The organism is Hungatella effluvii (assembly GCF_003201875.1).
Lineage (GTDB): Bacteria > Bacillota > Clostridia > Lachnospirales > Lachnospiraceae > Hungatella > Hungatella effluvii.
The window spans coordinates 168,208-183,611 of the sequence record NZ_QJKD01000004.1; the positions used below are offsets into that span (position 1 = coordinate 168,208).

Consider the following 15,404-nt stretch of genomic DNA (forward strand, 5'->3'; position numbering starts at 1 on the left):
AGTCCCGGTTCCCCTGCCTCCTGGTGAAATTATACCTTTTTGAAGAATGAATTACAAGTCATAGATACACCACAGCATTACCTGCCATAATCGTAAAATTAATTCATACAAAATATTACTTATAGAATACTAAAAATACCGCAGGAATCATTGATATTTAAAGACTGCGGTGATATAATTACCTAATATATGGCTGTGGTACCAAGATTATCATACAGCTTATTAAGCAAAGAGAATCAGCTGATTAACAGCATTTAATTAATCGAATTATTATGTATTAAAATAATGGTACAATTGTAAAAGGGGGATATCAATGCAATGGATCAGATGAACCATGGTACTGTAAAACACCAGCTAAAATATTGTGTTGGAATTGGAGCTTCTGCTGGAGGTGTGGAGGCTTTACAGGAGCTTTTCCGGAATATGCCGCTGGATACAGGAGCCTCTTTCATCGTTGTACAGCATCTGTCTCCTGATTCTGTGAGCATGATGGATAAAATTCTCCAGAAATCGGTTAAAATGCCGGTACGGCTGGCAGAGGAGAATATGGAACTCCGGCCTAATGAGGTATACTTAAACATACCGGGCATGATGCTGGAGGTAGAGAATGAACGCCTGCATCTCAGGCCGGTGCAGGACCGTATACAGCGCTATGCACCAATCAACCAGATGCTTAATTCTCTTGCTTCGAATAAAAACATACACAGTATTGCCGTGATTCTGTCTGGCAGTGGATCGGACGGCACCATCGGTATCGGCTCTGTCAAGGAAAACGGCGGTACTATTATCGTACAGAAGCCTTTGGAGGCACAGTACGCTTCGATGCCGCAGAGCGCTATTGCCACGGGCCTGGTAGACCTGACAGAAAATGTGTCCCGAATCGGACCGGCAATACGGGATTATTTAAAAAATCCGAATAACCAATACCTTCATTTTGGGGATGAAGTTGAGAATCAGGAACTGGCGGGATATTACAATCAGATTATCGATGCAATGTCAAAGTATTCTGATATTGATTTTTCTGCTTATAAGTCCAATACAATTTACCGTCGGATTGAACGCCGGATTGCCATCAATAAATTTACCTGCATTGAAGATTACATGGATCATTTGCTTGCTTCTGAGGAGGAAAAAGGGCTTTTGTGCAGTGATCTTCTGATTGGAGTGACTTCGTTCTTTCGGGATGAAGCTGCTTTTAAAAGTTTAGGCGAGCATGTGCTGGCTCCGCTGCTGCGAGAAAAAAAATCAATCCGCATCTGGAGTATTGCCTGTTCTACTGGTGAGGAAGCGTATTCCATAGCGATTTTACTCTGCGAGTATATGGAAAGGCTGAACCATAATGTGGAGGTTAAAATCTTTGCCTCTGATACAGATCCCGATGCAGTTGCCACAGCCCAGAGAGGATTCTATACCGAAGGCAGCCTGGCCAGCATAGACAATTACTTGATAGAAAAATATTTTGATAAGACAGAGGACGGTTACATCATCAAGGACATGATCCGCAAGATGATTGTATTTGCCAAGCACAATATATTCAGGGATGCCCCTTTTTCTAAACTTGATTTAATTGTCTGCAGGAATATGTTCATCTATGTAAAGCCAGAGGTACAGCAGCGTACTATTGGAAATTTCCACCATCTTCTCAATGATGACGGGTGTCTGTTCCTGGGTAACAGCGAATCCCTGGGAGACTTGGAAGGCGCATTCGATGTTCTGGACAGAAAATGGAAAATATTCCGTAAAAACAAGGGATTCCATACAGAAAACAACGGTTTTTATCTATGGGATAGTCTCTCTCAACCCCAAAAGGGAATACAAGAATCTGCCGGAAGCCTGCGTTCAAAAGTCCGGTCCACCAATATCTTTGAAAGACTTTTTTTTGAATTTGCGGGACCATCAGTCCTGGTGGACGGTTCTGGAAAAATTGTGCAGATTATTAAGAGCGGAGGCCGGTATCTTCGCTTGCAGGATGGACAGTTTGATAATTCTATCAGTTCGTGTTTTGCACCTAGCCTGACGATTCTTTTGGAGCACATCATGAAAGAAATCAAGGAAAATAAAAGTTCCGTTATTGAAAAAAATGTGACGGGAGTAGCGGATTATCCAGGTGAAAGCCTGAATATTAAGATCAATTATTTTAACCTTGATAATGATGAATATTTTCTGATCCAAATAGAATTCGGTCAGCCAGCCGTACCAGACTTAGCCGATAAAAGCCTGGATATCAGTGAATTAACAAACAGCAGGATTGCCCAGCTTGAATATGAACTGGGGGAAAGCAACTGGAAGCTGTCCCTGGCGATGGAGGAGTCAGAATCCCGTAACGAGGAGTTACAGGCGACAAATGAGGAGCTGATGGCATCCAATGAAGAGCTGCAGAGCACCAATGAGGAGATGCAGTCAATTAATGAAGAACTCTATACAATCAACGCAGAACACCAGAGTAAGATTTTAGAGCTGACCACGGCATACTCAGACTTTGACAATCTGCTGGTAAATGCAGAGGTAGGCGCACTCTATGTGGACCGGGATATGAAAATCCGCAAGATTACCCCTATCATGCTGCAGAATACCAATCTGCTTGGGTCGGACTTAGGACGTCCGGTGTTTCATATCAATTTCATTGACTCCTATGAGGATTTTAACTCAGATATAAAAAAAGTGGCTGAAACAGGAACCATAATAGAAAGGGAAGTGACGGATTCCCGCAATACCATATGGCTGATCCGTATCCGCCCCTACTATGAGAAGCCGGAACAGGTCGGCGGACTGCTGGTGACCATGTTTGATATCACCAAGCGTCTGGAGGCTGCGAAGTTTGAGTTAAAGCGCCTGACGGACAGTGTACCGGGCGGTGTAGTGCGGATGCACTATGACGGGGAACTGGTCATTGATTATGCCAACGACAGTTTTTATGCCATGACCGGCTATAGTCCTGAGGATGTAAGGTATAAATTTCATAACCGTCTCAATAAAATGGTACAGCCTGAAGACTGGATGCAGATGGAACAGCAGATTGAATCTGCAGCAGCCGGAAATGGTATGTTGAAAACTGAGTATTGCGGACGCGGGGAGGCTCTGCCTGCCAGGTGGTATTCCATTCAGGCCACGGTGTTTCAGGTAAATGGCCTGACTGAACTTCAGGGCATCATCATGGATATTTCTAAATTGAAAGACTATGAGCATCGGCTGCAGAGAGAACGGGATTATTATGATACACTCTATCAGAATATGCTCTGTGGGATTGCACAGTATACATACGATGAAGATGCCATGGATTTTATAGGTATTAATCCTGAATCACTCCGTATACTGGGCTATTCTTCCATGGAAGAATTTAAGAGCCAGGGCGAGCCTACAATGCTGGAGATAACATACGAAGAGGATAAGGAAAGAATTGTCGAAATGCTGCGTTCCCTGACAAAGGAGGGGGACTGCGCCAGTTTTGACCACCGCATTGTCCGCGGGGATGGGGAAATCCGCTGGGTGACTGGCGCCTCCAAACTTATTACGTCTCCGGAGGGAAAACTGCTGATTCAAAGTACTTTTATTGATACAACCGAAGAAAAAAGGATTCTTGAACAGCTCAAGGAGGAGAGAGACCGTTATGATCTGCTGTATGAGACATCTTATAATATGGCAGTGTGCGGCGTCATTCAGGCAGATGTCAAACATAACAAAATAATTGCTGTCAACAAGGAGGCCATGCATCTCCTCGGAACAGATGCGGCAGGCCTTGAAATGCAGCTGTTTGGCCGAAAATCCGGAAAGGACGTTCTGGATTTAAGCAATATCGGTAAAATGATGCAAACCGCAGAGAAAAATGAGCACAAGCTCTTTTCGCAGGTTGTGAATTTTGAGGACAAATATATGTCCATTGAAGGTGCCGTAGATTATATCATGGAAGACAAGAGTGTCAGAGTGGTCCAGTTCACGTTTTTGGATAATACGGAACGGGAACTTCTGCGTGAAGCAAAGACGAAGCTGGAGATCGCCACGAAATCCAGCGAGGCTAAATCCTATTTTCTTTCCAAAATGAGCCACGAGATCCGTACACCCCTCAACGGAATTGTAGGTATGATTGATAGTGCGATGCTCTACCGCCATGATAAAGAGAAGCTGCAGGACAGTCTGACCAAGTTAAAACGTTCCTCTCTCCACCTGCAGCAGCTGGTCAGCGAAGTATTGGACCTGTCCAAAATTGAAAGCGGAAAGATGGAAGTTAATATGGAACCGGTAAACCTGAAGCAGCTGCTGTCCGATGTCATTGAGGAGTTTGATGCACTGGCGAAGGAAAGAGGAGTAGGCCTTACCCGGACGGGAAAACTGCTTCATGAATCTGTGAATACCGACAAGGTTAAGTTGCATGAGATACTGGCAAATCTGGTTGGTAATGCCCTTAAATTCACCGACAGTTCCGGAGTGGTTCTGCTAAATATAGAAGAAACAGTAATTACGGAACGGGAATCCCTGTTTACATTTCAAGTCCAGGATAATGGGAAAGGAATCAGCAAGGAGGACCAGGAACGGATTTTCGAGGCTTTTGACCAGGGTTCTCATGATCAGTTATACGGAAACTCCGGGAGCGGCCTGGGGCTGACCATCTGCAAGAACCTGGTGGCGATGCTGGGAGGCACTTTAGAAGTTGAGAGTATAGAAAATGAAGGGTCGGAATTCTCATTTACACTCACAATGGATCTGTTAGATGAAGAAAAGGAGAAGGATACTCCGTTAAAATCCTGCTCCTGCTACCAGGGAAATCGCGTGATTGTAGCGGAGGACAATCTTATAAACGGGGAAATCGCGGAAACCTTTCTGAACTCCTTTGGCTTTGATGTAGATTTGGTGCAGAACGGTCAGGAGGCGTTTGAAACGTTTGTTGAATCACCGGCGGGTACCTACAGTATTATATTAATGGATATTCAAATGCCTGTCATGAACGGATATGATGCTGCCCGCCAGATTCGGGCCTGCAAAAAAGAGGATGCAAAAACGATTCCTATTTTGGCCATGAGTGCAAATGCATTTCAGGAAGACGTGGCGCGTTCCCTGGACGCCGGTATGAATGAACATCTGTCTAAACCAATTGATATGGAGACGTTATTCCGCGTCATTGAAAAATATATGAAGTAAAACGGAATACTCCAATATGGGGGAAAACGAATGACTGAGGAAGAAAGAATTAAAGAGGTTCTTTATAGATTTGAAGACGGCGGCCTTATCTCAAAGGATCCGGATATCATTATGTCCTGTATTTCAGATACTATAGTGGGAATTGGGATTGGAGAACAGGGATTTGTAGCGTCTAAAGAGGACATTTTAAGAGTATTTAAGGCTGGACTTAAACAGGACCAGGATGTCTCCCATTTCCTTAATTATGGACGCATCGAAATACGGTTTTTGAGAGACGATATAGCTGTCCTTTGTGCTGATGTTATTGTCACAGCCAAGTGCCATGAGAATATTACGAAGAGCAGATTTTCCCAGTCGCTTACTCTTGCAAAGGAGGCGGATGAATGGAAGATCAGCTGTCTTCATGCCTCAGCGCCAGTCGTCACAGAAGAAAATATAGAAGCGTATCCCCTGAAGTTTGCTGAAAAAACATTAAAAAGCCTTAAGGAAAAATTTGGTGGGGAAGTGTATGCGATTGAAGAGCAATACCGTATGGCTGTACTCTCAGATACCATAGCGTTCTATATCATTAATTTTTCGAAAGACATTTATGAAAAATGCCAGCTGAACAGTGAACTGTGCGCCTATGTAGAAGAAGGAACCCGCTATGAGCAGTTTGCCAGGGAACACGTTGATGAATATGTCATGAAGGAGGACAGGGAATTATATCTGGAATGTTTTTCACTCAAAAATATTAATCAGGCTTTTCTGGATCATAAGCAGGAGGTTAAATGCGAATACCGGATGCTTGATGGTCAGCAAGGTGCATCTATCTGGGTGGTGACGATTATTCGCCTGATTACCGATATCGTTACCGGTGAAAAAAAGGGAATCATGTACGTTAAGAATATAGACGGCTCTATGCGGCAGCAACTTGCCATGCGGGAGCAGGCGGAATATGATTCTATGCTGAAAATTTATAATAAAAGTACGTTTATATCACATGTGGACAGTTATTTAAGGCAGGGAAACGGTACTTTTATAATGCTGGATATTGACAATTTTAAAGAAATAAATGATACTGGCGGTCATCCGTTTGGTGATAAAATTCTGATCAGCGTAGCAGAGCTGTTAAAAGGTACTTTTGCCCAAAATGCATTTATCGGCAGGCTTGGAGGCGATGAGTTTGGCATTTTTCTTAAAGAGGACTGTGACAGGAATCAGATTAAGAAGTATATGAACGCCTTATACGGTTATAAATCTGGTTCCATAATTGGAGAAAAAGAGAGGGAAAAGATCTCCTTCAGTATCGGTATCGCATTATCAGACGGAAAGAACAGCTTTCAAGATTTTTACCAGGAGGCAGATATAGCACTCTATCTTTCTAAACATGACGGGAAAAATAAATACTCCTTTTTTGAGGAGGATGTTTAAAAAACTGCAAAACTCTGCACAGTATAAAAACAGATGGGTCCATTTTCCGGCAGGAAAACAGATCCATCTGTTTTTGGTCATCTAACTGGGCTCCTTTACTCCGTACTTTGAAATTTCCTCCATTTGTATGGAGTCGTATTCTGCTGATACCTCCGCGGCGCTTCGTCCCCTACAGAGCTGCTGACTCAAGTCCCTCACATTTTCCCATACATTAAAATTCAGGCTGAAATCCTGATTAGGAATCTGTCTGCCTTCTGCTATACAGGCAATAAACGAATCTGTCTGGGGGATGTCAGGAGCAGTAGCATTTTTAGAAGAGGATATTCTTCCCTGGTTTTTGGCAAAGGTATCAAGTGTTTCAGTCTGTCCCAGCGCTTCCACGATGGCGATAGCCGAGTCTAAATGCTTTGAGCCCGGATTAACTGCCATTCTCTGATCTGCACCCACAACACAGATGGAACCATGTTCAAGTACCGGCAAAGGTGTCATTGCGATTTCAAACGGGTACCCTTCTAAAGCTTTGCCGCTATAGATGGCGCAAATAAAAGCACAGTTTCCACTGGAAAAAAACGATTTTTCCTCCTCTCTTTTTGGCAGTGTTTCAAGCGCCCGTTCCGGATTCATATACCCCTTATCAATCATCATCTGAAGAAAGTCAAAGCCTTTTTCCATATATTCACTGATTGCAACCGTACCATTCGACAGTGCTTCCAGCTTTTGATTACAATCGTCACTCTGGTAAACATCATAAAGGCCAGCACACATAACCGGGACCGTTAAGGCATAGTCCTTGTTTGCTCCATAGGGCATAATTCCATTTACTTTCAGCGTTTCGCATACATTGAGAAATTCCTCCAGGTTCTCTGGCAGCTCCAGACCATACTGTTTCAGCATATCCACATTCCATATAAAGCCGAAACCAGTATAAGAGAGTGGGATCGAAAATACTTTTCCGTTATAAGTACTCTGTGTCAGCGCATCATGCGACAGGTTCCCGGTAAAATTCAGAGCGGACATATCATATATATAGCCTTTTTCATCGAACTCCAGCACATCCTCTGCGTGAATCATATATAAGTCGTCCGCATTTCCTGAGGCCAGGCGTTTCAAAAGCAGCTCCCGGTATGACAGCCCATCCGCTGCATAATAATTGGCAGAATCACTGTAAACCGTAATATTCGTACTTCCGTCTTGATTCAACACTGCTTTGCAGCGTTCTTCTATCGCTCCTGAGACTTCAGCATTCTCTGTAAAAACAGTAACCCGTGTTTCACGGGGGGTATCATCCACATACAGCTCCGGAACCGTCTGCCCCGTATTGCAGCCGGTTCCCAAAAGGCCAGCGATTATAAGAATACCGAGTAACCCCCTTTTTGTCATAACCTTCTTCATTCCATCTCCCCCTGTGCCTCTTTATTTAGAAACTTCCGGACAGTACTGTATAACTTATCCAATTCCACCGGTTTTCCTATATGCGCGTTCATTCCGGCCTCCTGGCATCTGCGTATATCTTCCTTAAATACGTCCGCTGTCATGGCGATGATTGGAACCACCAGGGCATCCGCTCTGCCCGAATTCCGGATTTCTTTTGTTGCTTCCAGTCCGTTCATTTCCGGCATGTGCACATCCATCAGTATGATCTGGTAATAGTTCTGGCTGCTCTTCAAATAAGCGTCTAAAGCTTCTTTGCCATTATGGACACTATCCACCTCAGCTCCGCTGCTATTCAAAATCTCAAACATGATTTCCAGATTCAGTTCATTATCGTCCGCCACAAGAATTCGTAGGTCTTCCAGATTTTGTGATATCTGAGTCTGCTGCTCTTCCTGTTCCGGCTGCCCGCCATGGATGTAATGCTGTAACCGTTCCAGAATATCTGCTTTAAAAATCGGTTTTGTCAGAAAACCGTTAATTCCTGCCTGAATCGCCTCCTCTTTTACCGTTTCCCAATCATACGAGGATAACAGAAGTATCGGCATCTCGCTGCCCAGCCGTGCTCTGATCTGTCTGGCTGTCTCCACTCCATCCATCTCCGGCATTTTCCAGTCTACAATGACAATGCAGTAATCATCTTCCCGTGTATGGGCCTGCCAGGCTTTATCCACTGCCGCCATCCCGCTCATAACCCAATCTGCACGGATACCGGTCTCCTGCAGCATTAAGCTGATGCTTTCGCATGCGTCCTGATCGTCATCCACAATCAGAACGGAATAACCGGCCAGATCCGGAAGCTCCTGTACCTGCCGGTTTGGCAGTTTCAGCGGAATTTCCACCGTAAACCGCGATCCCTTGTCTTTCTCGCTTTCAACACATATCTCTCCCTCCATCATATCCACGATGCTCTTTGTAATAGCAAGCCCTAACCCGGTGCCGGCAGCCTGGCTCATTCTGCTGTCTTCCGCCCGTTCAAATGGTGTAAATACGCGCTCCAGAAATTCAGGGGTCATACCGATGCCATTGTCCTCTACCACGAAACACATCCGTATGGTATCTGACTCCACCTTAGTCTCTGCAATCTGCAGGCTGATAGTGCCGCCGGCCTGTGTATATTTCATGGCATTGGACAGGAGATTAAGCAGAATTTTCTGCAGGTGCAGCCCATCGCTGATAACCGTGTCATGTTCCAGAATCTGTGACTTCAGTTGAAATGACTGTCCCTTTTTATCCATATCCGGTCTGATGAATGAAATCAGATTTGCAATCATACTGGGCAAATGGACAAGTTCTTCCTTAAGACTGATTTTTCCGCTCTCGATCCGGGACATATCCAGCACTTCATTAATCAGCGCCAGCAGATGGCCGGAAGCTGCGGTAATCTTATTCAGACAGGACTCTACCTTTTCCCTGTTGTCCAGGCTGTTCAGTGCGACATTCGTCATTCCTATGATACCATTCATTGGAGTTCTGATATCGTGCGACATGGAGGAGAAAAATGCCGTCCTTGCCCGATTGCTGTTTTGGGCCTGCGTGAGGGCATCTGCCAGATGCTCACGCATGTTATGTTCTTTGGTCGTTTCATGAAGTACGGCAAGATACTGGCCGTAATCTGCCGGAATCATATGGACTGCAAACCAGCGCTTCACTTCATTGGGATCATCCCCGACCATAGCTTCCCTGGTCACCTGTTCCTTTAAGGTTCCGTCCAGGAAACTCATTTCGGCAGGATCATCCGGTGACAATCCGCTGGCACTGAATACCAGCTCCGGCCTTTCCTGTACCTGCTGTACCGTAACTCCAAGAAGCGCAGGCAGATTATCGGACACAAGCTCTACCTTATGCGTAAACGGTGTGTAGAGAAGGAACACAAAGTCTATATTTGCTGAAAGATTTCCGAACAGTTTTTCCCTGTATGCCTTTTGCCTTGCATCTTCTTTCATGGACTGTCTTCCGATTACAAGGTTAGCAATCGCAGCCACCGTAATCAGAAGAAATGCAAACATAGTATAAAGCATAATGATAATGAGGGCCGATTCACGCTGAAGAACCGTGCGTGGTATCATCGTAATCAGATAGCACCCCTCCGGTGCATCTATTGGAAGAAAGCCGAGAAGGGATTTCTGATTCCCGTTTGTTACAACAAGCGTCCCGCTTTTTCCTTCCTGGATTACCTCACGAAGCGTATTTTGTACAGCCTCACTGTTCCCCTGCATTGCCAGATAACTATATATATCCGGCTGTTCTGCCGTGCCTCTGGATTCTATAATATAATTTCCATCCCTGTCCACCACATAGGCATATCCATCCCCGTTATTAAAGGTAAATAAGGTTGGAAGGTTATAATCGTTGATAATCCGATCCGCATAGACGGCCCCTATCTGCTTTCCATCCTTTCTGACAGGAGACTGGTATGTAATCTGGAGCCGTCCGCTTGTACCATAATAAGGATCTGACAGTCCAGCCGTTCCACTGGAAAGCGCCAGATCGTCAAAGGGGAAATCAGATGCACGGACAGACTCCCCATCACTGTCTATTCCTTCACCTTCCATATCTACATAAGTAAAGTGAAAAAAATCAGTTGAATCTGTATAATCCCGCAGGGCTTCTCCGATTGCGCTTTCGGGCTCCGAAGCAAGCATATTTGCCAGGGTGAACAACAGTTCACGATCGAGGCTGATCTTATTATTCAGCCCCTCGCTGATAACCTTGCTGGAAGTCAGAAGATTCTGGTTGGCGCTGAGGTTCATTCTGCCAATAATCTGCATAAGAAAAAAAACGGATATTGATAAAGCAGCCACACATATTCCGGCAGGCAGCGCCAGCGTTGCAACTGATTTTTTTTTCGGCTTGGTTTTCATTATTATCTCCCTTAAAAATATAATGCTGCTTTACAAGTTCAAAAAAATATCGTTTATATTGTTTATCATGTTATGCTTCATAAACTTGGTACCTAAACCATATATCAAAAATAATTATATCACTACAAACTATATGAATCAATAATTAGAATGCATTTTTCCAGTATAAAAAAAGGCTGTCTCCCGGACGGCGGTAATCGCCATAGAATCCCCTCATTTCGGTATTATACTAATTACAGTTACAGATAAAAACTGGGATAGAAAAGGATACAGGTACAACATGAAGGCTCGTTATAAAATAGTTGGATTGGAACATGACGAATTGATTGATAAGATTTATAAGGAAATTTCGGCAATCCATGGCGTAGAGGAGGTATTCATCAACATACAGAAGCAAGAGATGGTAATTGAGACAGAAGAAGAAAATCTTTTGAGAATTGAACATGCAGCCATTATAATTCTCAGTTATATAACTCCGCAGATTTGCATAAAGAAATTTTAAATAAGCAGTTACAGAAGGTCAGGCGCCGTCCGGTGCCATTGAACCCCATATTGCCGGTACAGTGTGTTATGTAGTATAATAAACGGGTTAAAATAGTTAAATTATCACAGAAGGGGTCGATCATGAAGAGTCCAAGAACAGTTTTAATAGTGGATGACGAGGAAAAAATCGTAGAGGTGATGCAGACGTATTTGGAGAAAGACGGGTATCAGGTACTGGGGGCATACGATGGAACGACTGCGCTCAGGCTGTGGAAAGAGAACGATGTCTCATTGATCCTGCTGGACCTGATGCTTCCGGATATTATGGGGGAACAGATCTGTCAGATGATTCGCCTTAATTCCCGGGTCCCGATTATCATGCTGACGGCCAGGACAGAAGAAACCGACTTAATAAAAGGGCTTCAGATGGGCGCGGATGATTATATCTATAAACCGTTCAGCCCCAGGGCGGTGGTGGCCAAAGTGGGCGCCGTTTTAAGAAGAACCGAGAGCGATGAGTTGATCAGCATGCCGGTTTCCTATAAGCAGGGGAAACTGGTAATTGACTTTGATAATATGAGCGTTACGGTGCGTGGGGAGAAAGCCGGTTTAACTCCGACTGAGTTTAAGATTCTGATGACTATGGCGAAGGCGCCCAACCGTACTTTTACCAGAGAGCAGCTGATCACGTATGCGCTGGATGATGATTTTGACGGGTATGACCGCAGTATTGATACATATATTAAGGGAATACGGGCTAAAATCGAAGAAGACCGAAAGGATCCATCCTATATACTCACGGTTCACGGGCTGGGATATAAGTTTGCCGGAGAAAAAGAATGAAAAAAAGTCTGAAGAATATATTGATTATTTCCTACTCTTTGATGGCGCTTTTGATTATATTGAGTCTGAGCATATTCTTTCATATCAGGACAGACCAGCTGTTTGAAGAATACGCGAAAAAACAGCAGAAAACTCAGATTGACCAGATCATCAGCCAGATAAATCAACTGTATGATAAGGAAACCGGCACATTTGACAAAAGCGGAATCGGAACGATTGGATACGCGGCTCTTCAGAACGGATATATCATCCATATTCAGTCGATGAATGGAAAGATTGACTGGGATATGCGGACACACCGGTCAGAAGAGTGTCTTATGATTCTGGAACATGCAGAAGGCAATATGAAGGGACGATATCCCAACTTCAAGGGCAGCTATGCGGAAGATACCTACACTCTTGAACGGGAAGGAACGGTGATCGGCTCCTTAAGAATTGGGTATTACGGCCCGTATTCTCTGAGTGACCAGGAGCTGGAGCTTTTGGGAGCGCTGAACCGGTCACTTTTGCTGATTGAGGCATTTTCCCTTCTGGGTGTGATTATACTGGGGATTCTGATCGCACGGGCCGTTACCAGACCCATAGACAGCGTTATAGAGGTGGCCCAAAAGATTGCTGGCGGTGAATACGGGGTTCAGGCAGAAGCCGCCCGTGGAATGAGTGAAACCAGACATATGGTAGAGGCAGTCAATGAGATGTCCCAGGCGTTGGAGACAGAGGAACGGCAGAAGAAGCAGATTACGGCGGATGTGGCCCATGAATTACGGACGCCGCTGACGAATCTGCAGAGCCATATGGAGGCTATGATTGATGGAATCTGGGAGCCCACAACAGAACGTCTGGAAAGCTGTCACGGAGAGATTCTGCGCCTGGCAGGAATGGTAGGGCAGCTTCAGGAGCTGTATTCTCTTGAAAATCGCGGAAGGGAATTAAATCGGGCGGAATTTAATTTCAGGACACTGTGTGATAATATTTGTCATGATTTTGAACTATCCATAAAAGAAAAACAGATTAACCTTATAATGGATATTAAGTCGGAGGAAAACCTGTATGCGGATTATTCGCGGATCAAGCAGTGTATGGTTAATCTAATCTCCAATTCCCTGGCATACACCCCCGCGGGCGGAACCGTCGCCATCGTTTACAGCAGCGCGGGGAAAGGCAGGAAGGAAATCAGAGTGGAGGACAACGGTATTGGAGTGCCGAAAGAGGAGCTTCCCAATCTGTTTGAACGGTTTTACCGCGTGGACAAGTCCAGGAGCAAGAAGACCGGAGGTATGGGAATCGGATTATCCATCACCAGGGCAATCGTTGAGAAACACGGCGGAAGAATCTATGCGGAGAACCGGGAGGGCGGCGGTACACGGTTCGTCATGGTATTGCCGGATAAAGAAAAATGATCAGAGGACATAGAAAAGGGAGTGATCCGTTTTCCGTGTCCTTTTTTGTAACGGAAAGAAAGGCCTGTCACTGAGAATACGTCTGATTTTGGTAATCCATCAGACCCACCCTGGCTTTAATCATAAAATCACCACATCCGGACGATATGATGGAATCGATTTTATAACGAGTACAGGCTGTGGCGCAGAGGGAGGGTAATATGTTGCAGAATCATGACAGAAGAAGGCAAAGACGCCGGAGGGAGATACAGAAAGGCAGATTTGAAAGGAAAAAAACGGGAACGGGTTTAATAACTGGGGGTATCTGTTTTGGGATACTTATTCTAACCCTGGCCTTTATACTGTCTGCTTTCATACAAAGGGGAAAAAAGAGTCATGTTGAACCGATACAATCCAGAGCGGAACGTATAGTGGTAATAGATGAGATACCGGTCACCGGGTTATCTAAGGACGAGGCAAAAAGTAAAATCCTGGATATATACCAGTGGGATATGACGCTTTCTTACCAGAACTCAGCAGCAGAACTAAAAAATCCCCTGCCGGAGAGTCTGGACGTGCTTTTGGGAGAAATATACAGTCAGGACGAATCCCTATGGAGAGAGTATTATGAACTGACCCCGGCCTCTATGGAAAGCAGCATCAGAGAGCAGGTGGCGGTAGCGGCATCAAAGTGGAACCGCAGTCCATCCCGCACACAGCTCACCGGAAGAGATAAGGAAAGAGGAACCTGGATTTATACGGGCGGTGAAAAGGGGCTTTTGATCAATGAGGAAGCTGCGGTCCGGGAGATCATGGATCTGCTGGGGAAGAAGATATTTACAGCAGTTATCCCTGTTCAGGCAGAGGAGACAGCGCCGGAACTTACTGCTGATGAAGTAAAAAAGAAGTATCAGGTAATTGGTACCTTTTCTACTACAGCCACCAGCAACAGCAACAGAAATAATAATATCCGCCTTGCTGCCAATGCCCTTGACGGCCTGGTTATTTTCCCGGGAGAAGAATTTTCCTTTAACAGTACCACCGGAAACAGGACGACGGAGAGGGGATATCTGCCAGCCGGAGCTTATCGGAACGGCGAATTTGTGGAAGAGCCCGGAGGAGGCGTATGTCAGGTTTCATCAACTCTGTATAATGCCGTTATTTTTTCGGGAATCAAGACGACAGAGAGACATCCCCACAGCTTCGAGCCTTCTTATGTGATTCCCGGAGAGGATGCAATGGTCAGCTATGACGGATACAGCGGACCGGATTTACGTTTTATTAATAAACAAAGTACGTCTGTGGCAATACGGGCTGTGTTTGAAGACAGGAAGCTGACAATTTCCATGATAGGAATGCCTGTTCTGGAAGAGGGAGTGGAAATTTCCATGCGTTCCCAGAAGACAAAGGAATACGATCCTCCAGAGCCTGGCTATATAGAGGACCAGACGCTTCTGCCTGATCAGGAAATCGTGGTTCAGGAAGGCGTGAAGGGGACGACCTGGAAAACATGGCTGGTTACCTCCAAAGACGGAACGGTAATTAACGAGGAGTATTTCCACTCCAGTACATATAAGGGAAAGCCGGGAATCGTAAAAAGAAATACTTCCGGTGTTGTAATCCCTGAACCAACAGAACCGGAGACAGTTCCCGAAACCGGAGAAACGGCGCCTGGTGAGAGTGTGCCTTCTGAGAGTGTGCCTGCTGAGACAGTGCCGGGAGAGACAATGCCGGAGGAGACAATGCCGGAGGAGACAATGGCGGCAGAAGACGCGCCCGTGGAATCAGGCCGCTCTCCGAAAACTACAGAAGAGAGTCAATCGGGACCAGGGGTGCAATAAGAAAAAAAGGATTTAGG

General features: G+C 45.1%; 7 protein-coding genes. 5 read left to right on the forward strand and 2 right to left on the reverse strand.

The window, feature by feature from the left end:
- The first annotated feature begins 318 nt into the window (after nucleotides 1–318).
- A complete protein-coding gene (locus DFR60_RS09420) occupies nucleotides 319–5,133 on the forward strand; it encodes a CheR family methyltransferase (RefSeq protein WP_110322676.1) in 4,815 nt (1,604 codons plus the stop codon).
- 30 nt (nucleotides 5,134–5,163) lie between these two features.
- Nucleotides 5,164–6,546 (forward strand): diguanylate cyclase domain-containing protein, encoded by a 1,383-nt coding sequence (locus tag DFR60_RS09425; RefSeq protein WP_110322677.1) that lies wholly within the window; start codon nucleotides 5,164–5,166, stop codon nucleotides 6,544–6,546.
- 81 nt (nucleotides 6,547–6,627) lie between these two features.
- On the opposite strand, the gene DFR60_RS09430 is transcribed toward DFR60_RS09425, so the two are convergent.
- A complete protein-coding gene (locus tag DFR60_RS09430) occupies nucleotides 6,628–7,938 on the reverse strand; it encodes an ABC transporter substrate-binding protein (protein WP_110322678.1) in 1,311 nt (436 codons plus the stop codon).
- On the reverse strand, nucleotides 7,935–10,841 hold the full coding sequence (locus tag DFR60_RS09435) for a hybrid sensor histidine kinase/response regulator (RefSeq protein WP_110322679.1): 2,907 nt from the start codon (nucleotides 10,839–10,841) through the stop codon (nucleotides 7,935–7,937). The genes DFR60_RS09430 and DFR60_RS09435 overlap by 4 nt, the downstream gene beginning before the upstream one ends.
- Before the next feature lie 624 nt (nucleotides 10,842–11,465).
- On the opposite strand from DFR60_RS09435, the gene DFR60_RS09445 reads away from it, so the two are divergent.
- The 3 genes from DFR60_RS09445 (at nucleotide 11,466) to DFR60_RS09455 (ending at nucleotide 15,387) form a co-directional block, all read left to right on the forward strand.
- On the forward strand, nucleotides 11,466–12,167 hold the full coding sequence (locus tag DFR60_RS09445) for a response regulator transcription factor (protein WP_110322681.1): 702 nt from the start codon (nucleotides 11,466–11,468) through the stop codon (nucleotides 12,165–12,167).
- Entirely contained in the window at nucleotides 12,164–13,567 is a 1,404-nt protein-coding gene (locus DFR60_RS09450) for a sensor histidine kinase (RefSeq protein WP_110322682.1), read from the forward strand. The genes DFR60_RS09445 and DFR60_RS09450 overlap by 4 nt, the downstream gene beginning before the upstream one ends.
- A 410-nt stretch (nucleotides 13,568–13,977) precedes the next feature.
- Complete coding sequence (locus tag DFR60_RS09455) at nucleotides 13,978–15,387, forward strand: VanW family protein (RefSeq protein ID WP_167437565.1); 1,410 nt, start codon at nucleotides 13,978–13,980, stop codon at nucleotides 15,385–15,387.
- The last annotated feature ends 17 nt before the right edge of the window (nucleotides 15,388–15,404 follow it).

Coding starts and splice junctions, on each gene's coding strand:
- DFR60_RS09420 (WP_110322676.1), top strand. CDS start 319: ATGGATCAGATGAACCATGGTACTGTAAAACACCAGCTAAAATATTGT.
- DFR60_RS09425 (WP_110322677.1), top strand. CDS start 5,164: ATGACTGAGGAAGAAAGAATTAAAGAGGTTCTTTATAGATTTGAAGAC.
- DFR60_RS09430 (WP_110322678.1), bottom strand. CDS start 7,938: ATGAAGAAGGTTATGACAAAAAGGGGGTTACTCGGTATTCTTATAATC.
- DFR60_RS09435 (WP_110322679.1), bottom strand. CDS start 10,841: ATGAAAACCAAGCCGAAAAAAAAATCAGTTGCAACGCTGGCGCTGCCT.
- DFR60_RS09445 (WP_110322681.1), top strand. CDS start 11,466: ATGAAGAGTCCAAGAACAGTTTTAATAGTGGATGACGAGGAAAAAATC.
- DFR60_RS09450 (WP_110322682.1), top strand. CDS start 12,164: ATGAAAAAAAGTCTGAAGAATATATTGATTATTTCCTACTCTTTGATG.